The sequence below is a fragment of the Limibacter armeniacum genome (genome assembly GCF_036880985.1).
GTDB lineage: Bacteria > Bacteroidota > Bacteroidia > Cytophagales > Flammeovirgaceae > Limibacter > Limibacter armeniacum.
In genome coordinates this window covers 2,501,103-2,517,729 of the sequence record NZ_JBAJNO010000008.1, presented here as the reverse complement: position 1 = coordinate 2,517,729, position 16,627 = coordinate 2,501,103, and the positions used below count along the sequence as shown (strand labels likewise).

Here is a 16,627-nt window from a genome sequence, read left to right as displayed (position 1 = left end):
GTAAACAGTATCTTTGCAGAATACTTTTTTCATTAACCTTATTTTTTATATGAGATGAGAATATTTTTACTTATTTATTTACTGTTCACTCCACTTGTGTTTTTTGCTCAAACAATGGAGTTAGACTCTTCCAAAATTGAAATATACAATAATGTAAAAACTGAGGAATTGACAGTAAGTCAATATGTTATTGAAGGGGATGAGTTAAAGGCTTTAGGGCCAATTTATGACTTTTCTTTCCTTAAAGGTAGAGTGCCAGGTTTGTTTACAATTCCATCCATTATAGTGGTTAATGATGTTCCTATGACGATTAATGAAGTACCATTTGAGGATATTGAAAGCATTCAGGTTATAACGGGTAGCCATATATTTCCTATGTATGAAAATATTACTGGAGAAGAGGTGATTATAAGAGTCACAACAACTGCTCAAGCTAAAAATGGTGTGACAGTCAGTTATAGGGTCAGAATGACCTCTGAATATCTAGGAGATTATATTGTAGGTGGTAACATAATTGAACCCGTACTTGATAAAGGGTATGTGAAAAGCCTTAACCATCATTTGTCTTTGCTTAGTAAATCTGATTCTAGTCTTTTTCAAGTATCCTATAATAGAAATAATTCAGATTATAATATTTGGGATGAAAAACGACATCGTGATCGTGTAAATTTAAACTATGCCCAAAAGCTGCCATCAAATCTTACATTAGAATTAGGAGGAGTATGGTCAGATCAATCATTGGGTCTTGAAGATAAGGAGAGTGGACAAGGGATATATTGGAAAGCTGAATTGAAATATCAAGCTAATGAAAAGTTTTGGACATCGATCAGGACTTTTGGTAATAATTATAACAAATATGAAAAGTTTACTATACCACGTCATGTAGAAGGTTTTCTTAGACAAGATGAAAGATCACTTGAATGGCAAATAGGTAATCAGATTGAATTTGAAAAGTTTAGTATTTCAACCAGTGGAATTGTAGGCTTCAAAACTCAGGCTGACCTTGATCAAGAAGATGAGAAAAATAATAAGCCTTATGCATTGGGGGTAGTGGAAACACTGATTAATAAAAGGATGTTATTGAAAGTGGTAGGCGCATATGAAAAAAACAGGAATTTTGAAGAGGCTAATTTTGATACGCCATTTTCATATTCAGCTCAGGCGACTTATCGATTAATCAGTAAGAGAAATGATGTTTACAAGTTATTTCCTTATTTAACCTACAGTCAGGTAGCACGTATGGGGGATCATTTTAAAAATAAAAATATTGAGTTTGGACTAAATGGAAAATTCCTGAACGACTTAATACAACTTAAAGGAATTTATAGAAAATCTAAATTCAATATGTTCTATGATAGTGAGGGTTTGACGTCATCACTTTATCAGTCCCCATGGAATTACAAAACAATTGGAGTTAGTTTAGGAGCTGTTGTTTACAAGAGTGGTACTTGGTTGTGTAATGCTAATGTAAACTATTCAAATGGAGGAAGTTTACAACAGCCAGACAATCATTCCAATGACGATGATTACAGTTTGCAAAGAACAACTGTGTTGTATGAGAAAGAGAATCCATTTACTAAAATGGTATCAATGGTAAGTACCCTTTCAAATGGATCATTCATGTTTTCGATTGATGTAGGTACATATGAATACTTGCAAGCGTTTGACAACTATTCAGTTTCCCAAATCCGAAATGTGTCAGTAGGATATAGACTTGATGATATTATAAAAGGACAAGGTTCAATTGAGGGGAACATTTTTGCTAGAAATATTGACCTTTCAGGTAATGATGGAAAGATCTATCCATTTTATGGCGCTAGTATTGCATTAAGAAGCAGATAATAATAAAAGAGGGTAGCATTTAGCTACCCTCTTTTATTTATAATGCTAGACACCTTTCCTTCAGCCAAGTCTTCTCTTCCTCATTTAGTTTTGGAGAAAGTTTGTCGAATACCAGCTGGTGGTAGTCATTCAGCCATTTGGTTTCAGCCTCTGTCATCAATGATTTGTCAATGAGTTTCGTGCTGATTGGGAAATAGGTCAAAACGTCAAATCCCATAAAATCGCCATAATCGTTACTCTCACGTTCGGCAACAACAATCAGGTTTTCAATACGGATACCGTGTGAACCAGCTTCATAGAAACCAGGCTCATTGGAGAATATCATACCAGGCTCCAATGGAATGTTGGCTGTAACAGGACGAATGCTAAGTGGTCCTTCGTGTACATTGAGGAACATGCCGACACCGTGTCCTGTTCCGTGACCGTAGTTCAAGCGGTTTTGCCATAGGAACTGACGAGCCAATGTATCTAGGTGCATACCATTTGTTCCTTTAGGGAATTCGATAGTTTGCAGTGCAATATTACCCTTCAGAACCAACGTGTAGTGCTTCTTTTGTTCATCACTAGGCTTACCAAGGTAGAGGGTTCGGGTAATGTCTGTTGTACCTTCAAAATATTGTCCACCACAGTCAATCAGCAACATACCTTCATTCTCGATGGTCGCACTACCGTTTTCTGCTGGAGAGTAATGAATGATCGCACCATTTCCTTTAAATCCTACAATGGCTCCAAAGCTCTCACCAAAATAATTATCCTGTTGAGCACGGAATTCTTTTATTTTCTGAACAATTTCATATTCAGTTAGAGCTTGCTGACCTAAAGCAGTCTCCAACCACATATGGAATTTTGTCAGGGCAACACCATCTTTTACCATGGCATTGTCAATACTTTTCAACTCTGCACTGTTTTTAACAGCTTTCATTCTGATTTCAGGGGACATATCCTTTACCAGTTTGCAGCTTTTTGGTAATTGGTCAATGTAATAAATCCCAACCTTGTCAGGGTCTACAAATACCTTATTAATCGTAAGTTTTTGAAGATACTCTGGAAGAGAGTGATAATCTGCAACCTCGATACCATTTTTGGTCAAGTAGTCTTGTGTTGCAGCATCTACTTTTTCAGGAAGCACAAACAAAGTTGCTTTTGTATTGTCTACAAATAACCAAGCAACAGCAACCGGATTGCATTCTACATCTGTACCTCTGGTGTTCAATGTCCAGGCAATGCCGTCAAGTGTTGTGATCAAGCATCCTTCTGCACCTTTTGCCTGATATGCATTTCTGATTCGTGTCAGCTTTTCAACAGCGGTTTCTCCAGCAAACGCATCATTATAGACAATCAATGGATTAGTAGGAACTTCAGGTCTGTTATCCCATACCTCATCCAGTAGGTCAAATGAAGCTTCAACCTGAATTCCTTTGGCATTCAGTTTTTTCTTCAGGTTTTCATACTCACTTAGTGATGTTAGGGTTCCATCTACCCCAATCACTTCACCTTCGGACAGGTTTTCAATCAACCAGTCAATATGTTCAGGAGCCCCAGCGACAACCTGCTTGTGAAGCTCAAACTCAGAAGTGCTAAGTTCTTGTGCTGCTTGCAGGAAATAACGTCCATCAGTCCAAACTCCTGCATGATTTTCGGTTACCACAGCAGTTCCTGCTGATCCAGTGAATCCACTAATCCACTTTCTTCCTTCCCATCTGGAAGCAGGGTATTCACTTTGGTGAGGGTCATTGCTTGGAATGATGTACGCTGCAATGCCTTTGTCTTCCATTGCATTTCTAAGCTTGGCTACTCGTTCGTTGATAGTCATTTTTTTAGCTGTTTGATTACAAATTCCTGCACTTGCAAGACTTTCTGCCTTTTCAAAAGTGGCATGAATATAATGGAATACTTTCATAAGCCCAACTAAGATCCTTTCAGCTAATTTTAAGTCCCAACAGCATTATATCATCTCCCTGTTGATGGAGTCCTTTCCACTGTTCGAAGTCCTGCTGAAAGAGTATAGCCTGTTCTTTCATCTCTTTTCTGTAACATTTGGCTATTACTTCTTTAAGTCTGTGATTGCCATAGCGTTTATTTTCTGTTCCTCCATACTGATCCTTGAGACCATTGGAACAGAGGTAGAGCGATGTAGCTTTTTGGACCAAAATGGTTTGCGAGTTAAACTTTTTCACTCCATCCTTTTTGACTGTACAGCCAATCGAATAACGATTGCCTTTAAGCTCGGATACAATTCCATCCTGAACATAGTAAGCAGAAGCATGTGCTCCTGCAAAGGTTAATGTATTTCTTTCCTGATTGATGGCACAGATGGCTATGTCTATTCCATCCATCTCAGGGGCAATGTCGAGCTTCAGTATTTTACGAATCTCACAGTCTAGGTGAAATAGGATTTCATGTGGCTGAAGAATATGGTAGTCGTGAATGATCTTGTCAATCAGGTTTTTGCCAATAATTGACAGCAAGGCTCCGGGAACACCATTACTCGCACAGTCTGCACTTACTACAATAGTATTTCCATTCACATGATCAATTGCATAGAAGTCTCCCGAAACAATGTCTTTTGGTTTATAGATAATCGCATGGTCCTTGAAAAGTAGTTTGAAAGTATCATGTGATGGAAAAATGGCACTTTGTAGTTTTTTTGCATAATCAAGGTTATGAATCAGGCGATCATGTTTTCCTGAAATAAGGTTGGCATTTTTCTTAGTAAACCATATAAGCAGCAAGATCGTGATTGACACAAGTAATGAGAATAAGAACAAGGTGAGTATGATTTGCTCATCCCTTCGGTTCTTGTTCCATAAAATACTGTTCACTCTTTCAGAGAGTGCTTTGATATCACCATTGATATCCAATTGCTCGATCTGGTTAATGATCTGCCGATCTTTCAGCCTATAACTGATCATATTGTAACAATGCTGTAGCAGTAACCGGAGCTGTTCTCTTTCAGTTTGTGGAGCTTTCAGCGTTTTATGTGCGATGGTGACTCTTTTTAGGTATTCTTTGGCAAGCAACGGTTGCTGGCTGCTGTAATGAATGTAGCTTTCCAACACAATTCGCTTGATGTCAGCAAAGTTGTAAGATTTCCCAAATTGGTGTTCCGTTTCAAGGAGTATTATGGGCAAGGAATTGAATGAATTGATATGTAACGCATGGTTAGACTTAAAGTGCTCAGCCATCTCAATTTTTTGCTCAATCTTCTTGTTAATGCTGTTCAGTAAAGCCTCAGTTTGCCAGTCATCCAGAAAAGCTTCGGATACTTTTTCCTTGTCAAGAATCTGGAACGAGCTTTTGAGCCTTTCCAAACTATTGACGAGTTGGTCATAATCAAAAAACATCAAGCTATTAAGGTGTAATAGGGTTTGCGTTAGCTTCCGGTTTTCATCAGCCAAGTGATCAATTTCCTGATTGATTTCTACATATACCTGATGGTTTTCCAAGCCTTTCATGATAAAAAGACCTGAAAAAGCCAATACACTCATGAAAAAGATCCCGATATAGGTGATGTATTTCTGAGCAATATTAGGACTGTTATTTAGCCAGTTTCTGAGGTTCATAGTTCCTTATTGATTGTGCTTCTCTAGTTCTTCACCAGTTAATGATTGAAGGAAAGCCTCAATGTCATTGATTTCATTGTCAGGGATGTTTCTCCCAATCTGATAGACAGCCATCACCTGTATAGCTTGCTTGAGTGTTTGAACTTCCCCGTTGTGTAGGTATGGAGCTGTTAGGGAAACATTTCTGAGAGAAGGGACTTTAAAAGAGAATTTGTCCGACTGTTTCTGTGTGATATTAAACCGTCCCCAATCCACTTTTTTGATGGTATCATGATCTTTGAAGTAGTCACGTACAATACCGAGTTTCTGGTACATATTCCCACCGATATTAACACCCTGATGGCAGGAACCACATCCATATTCCTTGAAAAGCTGATAACCTTTCCGCTCTTGCTTGCTAATGGCTTCTTCATCACCAAGCAGGAACCTGTCAAATCGGGAAGGGGTTACGAGTGTCTTTTCATATCCGACTATGGCATCTGTAATGGTCTTTTTTGAGATATCACCATTATATAGGTGCTGAAACATCTCTGTATATTGACCATCATGATTGATTACCCAGATTGCCTTGGTCCAGCTAATTCCAGCATTTTTGGTTAGTGATACCGTGTCATGTACAGCTTCTGTCAGGTCGGATGCTTGCCCATCCCAAAACTGCCTAAAGTTGAAGACTGCATTGTAAACGGAGGGGGTATTAAGCACACCATCAGTTGTATCAACACCTTTTGAAATAGCAGTATAATCTGCACCGCCTTTTTTAAGGTTATGACAGCTAGCACAGGAAGACTTACCATTTTTGGTAATTGAATTATCATGAAAGAGTAGTTTTCCCAAGGCCACCTTATTGGGATCACTGTCAATGAAATGGATCGGTTTAATGGGTTCATACTCTGCCCTTTCATTCTGAAAGGAAATACTGATAGGCTCAAATTCCTGTTCATTGGCATGGGACTGTTTCTGCTCTTTACAGCTAGTCGAAGCAATGAATATGAAGAAGATAAGTGAATTGTAGTGTCTGAGCATATATCAAGCATAAATTTAGGCTAATGTCATTGAGTGTCCTCATTTTTTTCAGGATGTAAGGTTTCAGAAGGCTTTGAATGATTGTTATATAGTAAACTAAGGGGCACTATCTGAATCCTCTAATAAATGTGGGGTATTCAAGGCTATTGATTGAAATGGTATTTATGGATTATTAGAAAGTACATAGATCATATTTTATATAACAATGTTAAGGTGTAAAGCCTTTCAGGGGTAGATGTCAGGTATGTAAGTTTTAAGGTGAAAGCTCATTTTTATGTATTTCAGTGGTACCTGAAAGAGGAAAAAAGATTTTAGTCATTTCTTCTTACATGGTATTAAAGTAATTTTTAAAAGATGTTTGTATGACATACAGTCTACTACTGAATAAGTTAATCACTTTCTTGTACTATAAAATCTATTATAATTATGGATGTAGAGGTTCGTCAATTGAGTGAAGTTGAAATGGCTGCTAAAAATATCAGCCAATGGCCGACTAAGTCTAACGGGGTTTCTAAGTTTCCTCATTTCTTTGAGCATGCAGAGGCCTGTTATGTTATTGAGGGGGAAGCCACTGTAACAAGTGAGGAACATGGAGCGGTCAAAATCAAAAAAGGAGATTATGTGGTATTTCCGAAAGGAATGGAATGTTATTGGGAAGTTACTTCAGACTTCAAGAAATACTACCACATAGATGAATCATAGCGGGGACAAGATTAGGGTGGTCCTGTTCAACTTATCATAAAATGGAGCTTGTGCAGGACCATTTATTTAGTTGTCCGCTATGGCTGAAATAAGCAGTTTTATTTTCCAGATTGTGATAAAAGAATTATGAGGGATCTATATACAACTACTTTTCTTTGCTTAATCATTTTGATGACGGGTTGTGGAGAGTCTGAGCAACAACACCGGGCAGTTGGTGATGACTATCAGTTGAATAAGATTCTTCATGGTGGTTGGCTTCCTTTGGATTTCGTTAGAGACCTTCCAAGTAACAAATCTCCTTACAACTTGAGGAATGAGTTGGCCACTGTCTCTGAAATTTTGTTTGATTCGGCTGATATAAAAGGAGAGAAGGTTGAAGCAAGAGGGGGATGGGGGAACTTTGAAGGTTTTAATGCCAACTTTTATGTTTACCGGGACGAAAATGGACATGTGGTCTTGAATGATAAAAAGTTAGGTATGCACATTAACCTGAAGTCGGTTGGACCTGACTATATTTTGGAAATCTCTGACGGTACCTTTACAACAAGCCTGAAGAAAGTAATGAGTCCTAAGGCATATAAAAGTGCTTCGAGAAAGAATGACCTTTCCATGGTCAATTACTATATCATCAGGAACTTGCTCCAAGGAAAGTATAAATCAGAACAGGATTCAGCTGTATTTATAATGGAAGATGGAAGCATTGAAGGACTTGATGGTTATACTGATTTCAGCCTGAATACATCCTTCTTGTCTGGAGATGCAATCCATGGTGATGTGTTGACCATGATTGGTGATAGCAAGGAGGAAAACTACCTATACCAGTTTGATGGAAACACGCTTGTTTTGAAAGAAATTGAGTTGGAAAATGGAGATGGGGAAGGTGGTACAAAATTCAAGGAAACGGGTAAAACAATCACCTTGAAACGGGATGTGCCTACTGATTAAAGTCAGTGACATGATATGTGAACAACTCGTAACGAATAAATATCTACGTTTGTCGGAAAAGATTTACCGTTCATCGAAGATGCAAAGAATCATAAAACAGAATAGCTACTTTTGGGCGTTGGCTATTAAATAATAATTAGATATTCATGAAAGCGAAAGCAGATTGAAGATCTAGAATTATTTGGTTTAATTGTAAAAGTGAAGACCTCGTACCGTATCGGTACGAGGTCTTTTTTATTTCTATTCACTTTGAAGAATAATAATAATTGTGAATATTGTTATGTAACCTTATACTACTTCGTGCTTGTTTTACGGTCTGCCGGTGGTTTTCTGTCGTAAGACTTCACAGGCACAATTATTAAAACTAACTATTTTCATTATGCTAAAAAAAATTCTCTTTGGACTACTTGCTGTAATCGTATTGGCAGCACTGGGTGGTTTTTTGTACCCCAGTAAACTTCACATTGAAAAATCAATGATGATTCATGGCAACCATGATGTCGTACAGGCACAATTGGTAAACTTTAAAAACTTTAATAGCTGGTCCCCTTGGGCTAAGCTTGACCCAGAAACAAAATATGAATACTCTGACCAACAAGGTGTAGAAGGTGCTACCATGAGTTGGTCAAGTGAAGACAGCCATGTTGGCAGTGGTAAAATGGTCCTCACAAAAGTGGGAGACAATGAGATCCTTTACGAAACATCATTTGAAGGTTGGAGTGCGGCAAGCCCTTGCGGTTATAAGATTGCTGAAGTGGACGGTGGAACAGAAGTCGTGTGGTTTATGGACATGGACTTTGGCTTGAATCCGATTTACCGTTATATGGGTGCTTTCATGATGGAAGAAGCTATTCTGAAAGATTATGAGCAAGGTCTTGTTAATCTGAATGCAGTAGTGGAAAAGAAAATGGAAGCTGAAATGAAAATGCTGGAAGCTGAATTGGCAGACGTTTCTAGCTCAGAAGATGCCGAGGTTGTGGAGGAATCAGTAAATTGATTTGATAGACTTTTACTTATTAATTTTATATGCCGGAAGGATTCCTTCCGGCATTTTTGTTTTATTAAAGGGATACTGACTCACTTTGAAATTTGAAAAGACAGACTATGGAAAATGATTGGCTAAAAGATATTGAAGGGGTTTTATGTGATTTGGATGGGGTAGTGTATATAAGTGAAACGCCCATAGCAGGTTCGATTGAAGCCATAAGGATACTGAAGCAAAAGCAAATACCGATTAGGTTTTTAACCAACACATCAGGTCGTCCGGTAGCTTCCATTCATGAACGGTTAGTTAGAATGGGAGTAGATGTTGGAATGGATGAAATCATTACTCCTCCGGTTGCAGCGGCCAATTACCTAAAAGCAAAAGGTATCAGGAGTATTTATCCTGTAGTAAGTAAATCAATCAGGGCGTATTTTAATGAACAATTTGAATTAGTCGAGACCAACCCTGAGGTAGTTGTAATAGGGGACATTGGTGATGTCTGGGATTATGAATTAATGAGTAGGATCTTTAAACTGGTTATGGAAGGTGCCGAAATGCTGACTTTGCACAAAGGAAGGTTTTGGAAAACGGAAGCTGGGTTAAAGCTGGATATAGGGGCATTTGTGGCAGGACTGGAGTATTCAACAGGAAAGAAAGCCTATATCTCAGGAAAACCAGGGAGTGCATTTTTTGAGATGGGGGTCAATAGCTTGGGGCTTACATCGGATAAAGTATTGATGATTGGTGATGATGTGGATGGGGATATTGGAGGAGCACAAAATGCGGGAGTGAAAGGTATTTTGGTCAGAACTGGCAAGTTCAGGCAAGAAATATTGGAGGCATCGCCTGTTACGCCTGATTTGGTGGTTGATTCATTGGAAGCATTTTCAAAACTCGTTTAGGTAAGTGGTAAAAGCTCTTTGCAAAACAGGCTGCAAAGAGCTTTTATATATTTATGGTATCAGAAGTATCTTCCCTTTGCTTTTGCGGCTTTCAAGGTAAGCATGCGCTTTATTTCCTTCCGAAAGTTTGAATGTGCTGTCAATATTTACTTTGATATCACCCTTTTTGACCATCTCAAATAAGGCTTCAGACCTATTTAGTCTTTCTTCTTTAGATACCAGATAGTTCCAAAGGTCACCACCCGTCAGCGTTTTGGAAGTATCCATCAGCATTCTAGGGTCGATGTGTACAGGGTCTCCTGCTGCCATACCGAAGAATACGACTGTACCTTTGATACGTGTTACCTCAAAGCTATCCATAATAGTCGTTCCGACAGATTCGTATACGACATCTACTCCTTGTTGCTGCGTAAACTCCAGGACTTTTTCAGTCCAGTGATCGCCATAAAGAAATACCTTGTCAGCACCAGCATTAGATGCTGCTGCCTGTTTTTCTTCAGAAGAAGTTAGCCCAATAACGGTCGCTCCCAATGATTTGGCTATCTGAACAAGGTACTGTCCAACACCACCTGCTGCGGCATGTACCAATACAATATCTCCTGCCTTTACCTTGTAGCTATCAAACATCAGGTATTGTGCCGTCAAGCCTTGTAGCATAAGGGAAGCAGCTTGTTCAAAAGAAATACCTTCAGGAATTGGAACGGCTTTTTCCTCAGGGACTGCAACCAGTTCTGCATTTGCATAAGGAACATCAGCAAAGGCGATACGGTCACCAACTGCAATGCCACTTACGGAAGCGCCTACTGCTTTTACAACGCCAGCTCCTTCATAGCCTGGGATGTAAGGAGGTTTTCCTTCAAGATGGTAGTTGCCTTTTCGGCGATAAACATCTGCAAAGTTCAGCCCGATGGCCTTTGTTTCTAGTAGTATTTCGTTGTCTTGAATACTTGGTTCAGGTATGTCTCCATAGTAGAGGACATCAGGTCCCCCGAATTTATCAAAGCAAAGTGCTTTCATGGTTTGTATGCTTTAGTGTTATTTGATGAGCGCCCGATTTACTAAAATTAAGGCTGAATGACAATCATGGTTTAACAGATCTCCCAATAAAAAGTTTGCCATAATACATGATTCTATCAATCAACCTTTGTTTAGTATTAGTGCATAGAACCTGCTTCTGTGATGTCACAATGCTCACTGGAAAGTTCTATCTCTATGGTTGCGTGTTGTATCTGTAGGGTCATCAGGTGATCACGGACTATCCTTTTTACTTCAAAACATTTTTCAAGTGAAAGGCTTTCATCTACCACAACATGAATGGTGATAATATTGAATTCGCCATCCAATGACCACACATGTATATCATGTACTTCCAATACATGCTTGATCTCTTCCAGACTTGCTTTTACCTTATTTACACTGATATTGTATGGTACTGCCTGAAGGAAAATCGGTACAATCTGTTTGATATTTCTGAGTGCATTAAACAGTACATAGCAGGCAATTCCCATAGAAAGTATCGGGTCAATGATTGGGAGGTCATAAAAGTGCATGACCAAACTCCCGATCAGGACAGCGACCCAACCTAACACATCTTCCATCAAGTGCAACATCATCACTCTGTGGTTAGCAGAGCCCTTATTTTTACTCAATTTGAATACGGCAACCCCATTTACAATCACACCTAATATTGCCAGAAATAGCATTCCTTCTGTATCCACCGCCTCTGGTTTGAGTAGTCGGGGAACTGTTTGGGCTATAATCAATACACTACCCACAGTTAGTACTGTTGCGTTAATGACTGCCGAAAGAGGAGAATATCGTCTGTAACCATAGGTATAGCGGAAATCTTCTCTTTTGTCAGAGATTTTTTCAAAGTAGTACCCCATTCCTAAGGCAAAAGTATCCCCAAGATCGTGAACAGCGTCAGACAAAATAGCCATTGAGTTGGTCATAATACCACCAATGATTTCTATGATGGTAAAAAATGCATTCAAAAAGAACGCTGAACGGATACTGCCGCTTTCAGAATGGGAGTGAATTCCGTGAGAATGGTCGTGATGATGAAAGTGTGACATATTGAAAAGTTCGGCTTATTGATGTTTAGTTTTTTACATAAGCCAAGATAACATGCTTTTGTTTCGATTGAAAAACTATTGTCGGTTCGACTTACGCAATGATAGTATTAATTTGTGAATAAACGTATAAAATACATTTAAAAAGAGTTGATTATGAGTGTGTTATGATTTTTTAAAAGTGCATTTTGAGAAGAATCTTCAAAAAACGTTGATGAAAGTTACTGAAATGTAAGGCCAATCATCCCCACCTTTGTAGTCGGAAAGGAAACTATATCTCATCACTTTATTTCTGACTGACATATTTATGTATAATACACCAAAAGAAATTTTACCAGCCATCAGCAAGGCAGCCATTCAGAAAGACAGCTACTCATTAGACAAACAATTGCTTTTAGGTTTTTTCGGAGGTGCTTATGTCGCATTCGGAAGTGTATTAGCATTAGTAGTAGGAGGTGGTATGCCAGGCATCGCAGCTGAGAACCCTGGTCTTGTCAAGTTTGCTTTTGGTGCTGTATTCCCGATCGGTCTTATTCTGGTGATTGTTGCAGGAGCAGAGCTGTTTACGTCAAGTACAGCTATCATGACGGTTTCTGTTCTCAATAAGGAACGTAGCATGAAATCACTGCTTAAAGTATGGACAGTGGGCTACCTATCCAATTTTGTAGGGGCTGTCTTTGTGGCATATTTCTTAGGTTACCATACAGGTCTTCTTACCTCTGGGCCATTTGCGGATTCTGCAATCAATATTGCGGTGGCCAAAACTTCCAATCCATTCTTCAAGACATTCGTGAAAGGCATCGGAGCCAACTGGCTTGTTTGTTTGGCTGCTTGGCAAGCATATGCAGCTAAAGACATTACAGGTAAGGTGTTAGGTATATGGTTTCCGGTTATGACGTTTGTGGCATTTGGTTTTGAGCACTGTATTGCCAATATGTTTTTTGTTCCGATGGGTATGTTACTTGGAGCAGACATCTCTTGGAGTCAGTTTATTACAGCAAACCTGATCCCTGCCACTTTGGGTAATATTGTTGGTGGAGCATTATTCGTAGGAGCAGCCTACTGGTATATCTATGTGAAACCGGATAAGAAGAAGACAGATAATATGCCAGTAGAGGAGATGGAAAAAGAATTGGTGAATGTATAGACATTCAATAGATAAAAAAGAACGGACATCAATGGATTGATGTTTAGAAATAGGATTTACCATATAATTAGGAATATATTTTTTTTCAGTATCAGACAAATCATCACTTATGAAAACGACTGTAGCATCATTCAAAGGGACTAAGTGGCAAAACACTATTGACGTTTACGATTTTGTAATCAATAACGTAACACCTTACGAGGGGGACGCATCTTTCTTGTCTGGACCGACAGAAGCAACCAAAAAACTTTGGGACTTATGTTTGGTTGCCATGAAAGAAGAGCGTGAAAATGGTGGTTGTCGAGATGTTGATGTAGATACAATTTCTACAGTGACAAGTCATAAACCTGGCTACATCGATAGCAATCTTGAGAAAATTGTGGGACTTCAAACCGATATGCTACTGAAGCGTGCTATGAAACCCTATGGTGGTTACCGTGTGGTAGAAAAAGCCGTTCAGGAAAAAGGCAAGCAGGTAAACCCTGAAGTAACCAAGGTTTTTGAATGTGTGATGGATCACAATAATGCGGTATTCTCTGCCTATGACCAGGAGATCAGAAATTACCGTTCAATGGGTATCCTGACAGGTCTTCCTGATAATTATGCCCGTGGCCGTATCATTGGTGATTACCGTAGACTGGCTTTGTATGGTACTGACCGCTTGATTGAAGAAAAGCAGAAAGATAAAGTAGCCATTGAAGGTGACTTGACTGCTGAACAAATACGCTTGCGTCTTGAAGTGAGTGAGCAGGTTAAAGCACTCAATGATATCAAGGTTTTGGGCGAAATGCATGGACTGGATTTAAGCAGACCTGCTGAAAATGCTCAAGAAGCGATTCAATGGACCTATATGGCGTACTTGGCTGCCGTAAAAGAGCAGGATGGTGCCGCAATGTCATTGGGTAACGTTTCATCCTTCTTTGATGTATATATTCAGAATGACCTTGAAGAAGGGCTTATCACTGAAGAAGAAGCGCAGGAATTTATCGACCATTTTGTAATGAAACTCAGAATGGTGCGTCATCTGCGTCCTGGTGCATACGATGAGATCTTTGGTGGTGACCCAACTTGGGTAACTGAAGCTATCGGTGGTATGTACAATGATGGCAGAACCAAGGTAACCAAGACCTCATTCAGGTTCCTGCAAACGCTTTACAACTTAGGTCCATCGCCTGAGCCAAACCTGACTGTACTTTGGTCTGATAACCTGCCAGAAGGGTTTAAGCAATTCTGTTCTCAGGTTTCAATTGACACTTCTTCAGTGCAATATGAGAATGACGACCTGATGCGTCCTAACCGTGGTTCTGACGATTATGGTATTGCTTGCTGTGTATCTTACCAGCATATCGGTAAACGTATTCAGTTCTTTGGAGCAAGAACTAACCTGCCTAAGACACTACTTTTGGCATTGAATGGTGGTAAGGAAGAGTTTAAAGGTGCTCAGATTGTAGAGGGTATCAAAGAGATGTCTGCTGACAAGGTACTGGACTACGATAAGGTCTTGGCAAACTTTAAGCTGGCAATGAAGGATGTGGCTCGTGTATATGCCAAAACGATGAATATCATCCACTATATGCACGACCATTATTACTATGAAAAAGCACAGTTTGCCTTCTTGGATACCAATCCTGGTATTGATATGGCATATGGTGCTGCCGGTATCTCCATTATAGCCGACTCACTGTCAGCAATCAAGTATGCAAAAGTAACGCCTGTGCGTAATGAAGATGGACTGACTGTAGATTTCGAGATCGATGGTGACTTCCCTAAATTCGGTAATGATGATGATAGGGTAGACAATATTGCGAAGGAAATTACTCATTACTTCTTTAGCGAATTGGCTAAGCATAAAACTTACCGTAACGCAGTGCCTACTATGTCACTCCTTACCATTACTTCAAATGTGATGTATGGTAAGAAAACAGGTTCTACTCCTGACGGTCGTAAGGCAGGAGAGTCATTTGCACCAGGTGCCAACCCAATGCACGGTAGAGACACTCACGGAGCAATTGCTTCCTTGAACTCTGTGGCAAAACTGAATTATGATGATGCACAGGACGGTATTTCAAATACATTCTCTATTGTACCACAAGCTTTGGGTGCTGGCAAGGACATGCAAATTGATAACCTTGTAGCCATGATGGATGGGTACTTTGGAAAAGGAGCTCATCACTTGAATGTCAATGTACTGAACCGTGATACGTTGATGGATGCTTACGAACACCCTGAAAATTATCCGCAACTGACCATCCGTGTTTCAGGATATGCGGTGAACTTTATCAGATTGTCTAAAGCACACCAACTGGAAGTGATTGCAAGGACTTTCCATGAGTCGATGTAATGATAAACATATGCTAAATATAGAGGCTGTTCCTGAAAGGGTGCAGCCTCTTTTATGTTTAGAACAAATGAGTTTTGTATTTTTTCAACAGATGTTTCTTCCATAGCTTCATTTTGGAATGTTGAATCTGTATTTTTGTCTGATTACGTGAATGATTTTTTGAACAAAAAAAGATAAAATGGCAGGTTCATCGAAAAAGGCAATCTATGGCGCAATCTTGGCCAACCTTGGAATCGCAATCAGCAAGTTTATAGGCGCATTTTTTACTGGCTCATCTTCTATGATGTCTGAAGGGATTCACTCAATGGTAGATACAGGAAATGGCGTTCTGTTATTATTCGGTTTGAAACAGAGTGTCAAGCCAGCAGATGAAAAGCACCCCTTTGGATATGGAAAGGAAGTGTTTTTCTGGAGTTTTGTAGTGGCAATCCTGATTTTTGCATTGGGTGGAGGTGTTGCCCTTTATGAAGGAATTCACCATATCATCAGCCCTGTAAAAGTGGAAAATGTAATCTGGAACTACGTAATTCTGACGTTGGCGCTGATATTTGAGGGCTCAGCATTAAGGGTTGCTTTGAAACAATTCAATGAATCAAGAGGGGATACACCATTTATTCAAAGCCTAATGGACAGTAAGGATACCTCTACTGTGGCAATTGTTATTGAAGATACTGCCGCATGTTTGGGATTGGTAATTGCATTGGTTTGTGTATTCTTGGGACAGGTAACAGGTATCGTTTATTTTGATGGCATTGGTTCAATACTAATTGGATTGTTGCTTATTGCCGTTTCCATGTTTTTTGCAGTAGAATGTAAAGGACTGCTGGTAGGAGAAGGACTTATGCCAAGAGATAATAAGATCATCACAGATATTCTAGCAGCAGAAGGGAATGTGTTGGAATACAAACGACCATTGAGCCTTTATTTTGGTCCGAACGAAGTATTGGTTAACCTGGAAGTGAATTTCAAGGATAGCCTTACACCTGATGAGGTAGAACAGACCATTGATAGGATAGAGGATAGTATCAGAAAGCGTATTCCTGTTGTGAATAGAATATTTATTGAAGCAGAAACTATCAAAAGAAAGAGCAAAGCATAAAAAAAG

13 protein-coding genes are annotated in these 16,627 nt (G+C 39.3%); 8 read left to right on the top strand and 5 right to left on the bottom strand.

What is annotated here, in order from left to right:
* The first annotated feature begins 54 nt into the window (after nucleotides 1-54).
* Nucleotides 55-1,842, top strand: coding sequence for a hypothetical protein (locus V6R21_RS16240; RefSeq protein WP_334244684.1), 1,788 nt, complete (start codon nucleotides 55-57; stop codon nucleotides 1,840-1,842).
* A gap of 37 nt (nucleotides 1,843-1,879) precedes the next feature.
* Here the strand turns inward: V6R21_RS16240 and V6R21_RS16235 are convergent, their stop codons facing one another.
* The 3 genes from V6R21_RS16235 to V6R21_RS16225 form a co-directional block, all read right to left on the bottom strand.
* Nucleotides 1,880-3,655 (bottom strand): aminopeptidase P family protein, encoded by a 1,776-nt coding sequence (locus tag V6R21_RS16235; RefSeq protein ID WP_334244683.1) that lies wholly within the window; start codon nucleotides 3,653-3,655, stop codon nucleotides 1,880-1,882.
* Nucleotides 3,656-3,761: 106 nt separating this feature from the next.
* A complete protein-coding gene (locus V6R21_RS16230; RefSeq protein ID WP_334244682.1) occupies nucleotides 3,762-5,405 on the bottom strand; it encodes a SpoIIE family protein phosphatase in 1,644 nt (547 codons plus the stop codon).
* A gap of 6 nt (nucleotides 5,406-5,411) precedes the next feature.
* A complete protein-coding gene (locus tag V6R21_RS16225) occupies nucleotides 5,412-6,428 on the bottom strand; it encodes a cytochrome-c peroxidase (protein WP_334244681.1) in 1,017 nt (338 codons plus the stop codon).
* Between the two features lie 426 nt (nucleotides 6,429-6,854).
* Between V6R21_RS16225 and V6R21_RS16220 the strand changes: the two genes are divergently transcribed.
* The 4 genes from V6R21_RS16220 (at nucleotide 6,855) to V6R21_RS16205 (ending at nucleotide 9,962) form a co-directional block, all read left to right on the top strand.
* Nucleotides 6,855-7,130, top strand: coding sequence for a cupin domain-containing protein (locus tag V6R21_RS16220; RefSeq protein ID WP_334244680.1), 276 nt, complete (start codon nucleotides 6,855-6,857; stop codon nucleotides 7,128-7,130).
* Nucleotides 7,131-7,256: 126 nt separating this feature from the next.
* On the top strand, nucleotides 7,257-8,075 hold the full coding sequence (locus V6R21_RS16215; RefSeq protein WP_334244679.1) for a hypothetical protein: 819 nt from the start codon (nucleotides 7,257-7,259) through the stop codon (nucleotides 8,073-8,075).
* Between the two features lie 379 nt (nucleotides 8,076-8,454).
* Nucleotides 8,455-9,072 (top strand): SRPBCC family protein, encoded by a 618-nt coding sequence (locus tag V6R21_RS16210; protein ID WP_334244678.1) that lies wholly within the window; start codon nucleotides 8,455-8,457, stop codon nucleotides 9,070-9,072.
* Between the two features lie 92 nt (nucleotides 9,073-9,164).
* On the top strand, nucleotides 9,165-9,962 hold the full coding sequence (locus V6R21_RS16205; RefSeq protein WP_334244677.1) for a TIGR01458 family HAD-type hydrolase: 798 nt from the start codon (nucleotides 9,165-9,167) through the stop codon (nucleotides 9,960-9,962).
* A gap of 51 nt (nucleotides 9,963-10,013) precedes the next feature.
* On the opposite strand, the gene V6R21_RS16200 is transcribed toward V6R21_RS16205, so the two are convergent.
* Together V6R21_RS16200 and V6R21_RS16195 are read right to left on the bottom strand one after the other, a co-directional pair.
* A complete protein-coding gene (locus tag V6R21_RS16200) occupies nucleotides 10,014-10,979 on the bottom strand; it encodes a quinone oxidoreductase family protein (protein ID WP_334244676.1) in 966 nt (321 codons plus the stop codon).
* Between the two features lie 137 nt (nucleotides 10,980-11,116).
* Entirely contained in the window at nucleotides 11,117-12,037 is a 921-nt protein-coding gene (locus tag V6R21_RS16195; RefSeq protein WP_334244675.1) for a cation diffusion facilitator family transporter, read from the bottom strand.
* 304 nt (nucleotides 12,038-12,341) lie between these two features.
* Between V6R21_RS16195 and V6R21_RS16190 the strand changes: the two genes are divergently transcribed.
* The 3 genes from V6R21_RS16190 (at nucleotide 12,342) to V6R21_RS16180 (ending at nucleotide 16,621) form a co-directional block, all read left to right on the top strand.
* On the top strand, nucleotides 12,342-13,181 hold the full coding sequence (locus V6R21_RS16190; protein WP_334244674.1) for a formate/nitrite transporter family protein: 840 nt from the start codon (nucleotides 12,342-12,344) through the stop codon (nucleotides 13,179-13,181).
* A 109-nt stretch (nucleotides 13,182-13,290) separates the two neighbouring features.
* Entirely contained in the window at nucleotides 13,291-15,522 is a 2,232-nt protein-coding gene (pflB, locus tag V6R21_RS16185) for a formate C-acetyltransferase (protein ID WP_334244673.1), read from the top strand.
* A 178-nt stretch (nucleotides 15,523-15,700) separates the two neighbouring features.
* Complete coding sequence (locus tag V6R21_RS16180) at nucleotides 15,701-16,621, top strand: cation diffusion facilitator family transporter (RefSeq protein ID WP_334244672.1); 921 nt, start codon at nucleotides 15,701-15,703, stop codon at nucleotides 16,619-16,621.
* Nucleotides 16,622-16,627: the final 6 nt, after the last annotated feature.

Excerpts from the sequence above, each read along its gene's own strand:
- V6R21_RS16215 (WP_334244679.1), top strand. The coding sequence starts at position 7,257 with ATGAGGGATCTATATACAACTACTTTTCTTTGCTTAATCATTTTGATG.
- V6R21_RS16190 (WP_334244674.1), top strand. The coding sequence starts at position 12,342 with ATGTATAATACACCAAAAGAAATTTTACCAGCCATCAGCAAGGCAGCC.
- V6R21_RS16200 (WP_334244676.1), bottom strand. The coding sequence starts at position 10,979 with ATGAAAGCACTTTGCTTTGATAAATTCGGGGGACCTGATGTCCTCTAC.
- V6R21_RS16230 (WP_334244682.1), bottom strand. The coding sequence starts at position 5,405 with ATGAACCTCAGAAACTGGCTAAATAACAGTCCTAATATTGCTCAGAAA.
- V6R21_RS16235 (WP_334244683.1), bottom strand. The coding sequence starts at position 3,655 with ATGACTATCAACGAACGAGTAGCCAAGCTTAGAAATGCAATGGAAGAC.
- V6R21_RS16240 (WP_334244684.1), top strand. The coding sequence starts at position 55 with ATGAGAATATTTTTACTTATTTATTTACTGTTCACTCCACTTGTGTTT.
- V6R21_RS16225 (WP_334244681.1), bottom strand. The coding sequence starts at position 6,428 with ATGCTCAGACACTACAATTCACTTATCTTCTTCATATTCATTGCTTCG.
- pflB (WP_334244673.1), top strand. The coding sequence starts at position 13,291 with ATGAAAACGACTGTAGCATCATTCAAAGGGACTAAGTGGCAAAACACT.
- V6R21_RS16195 (WP_334244675.1), bottom strand. The coding sequence starts at position 12,037 with ATGTCACACTTTCATCATCACGACCATTCTCACGGAATTCACTCCCAT.
- V6R21_RS16210 (WP_334244678.1), top strand. The coding sequence starts at position 8,455 with ATGCTAAAAAAAATTCTCTTTGGACTACTTGCTGTAATCGTATTGGCA.
- V6R21_RS16180 (WP_334244672.1), top strand. The coding sequence starts at position 15,701 with ATGGCAGGTTCATCGAAAAAGGCAATCTATGGCGCAATCTTGGCCAAC.
- V6R21_RS16220 (WP_334244680.1), top strand. The coding sequence starts at position 6,855 with ATGGATGTAGAGGTTCGTCAATTGAGTGAAGTTGAAATGGCTGCTAAA.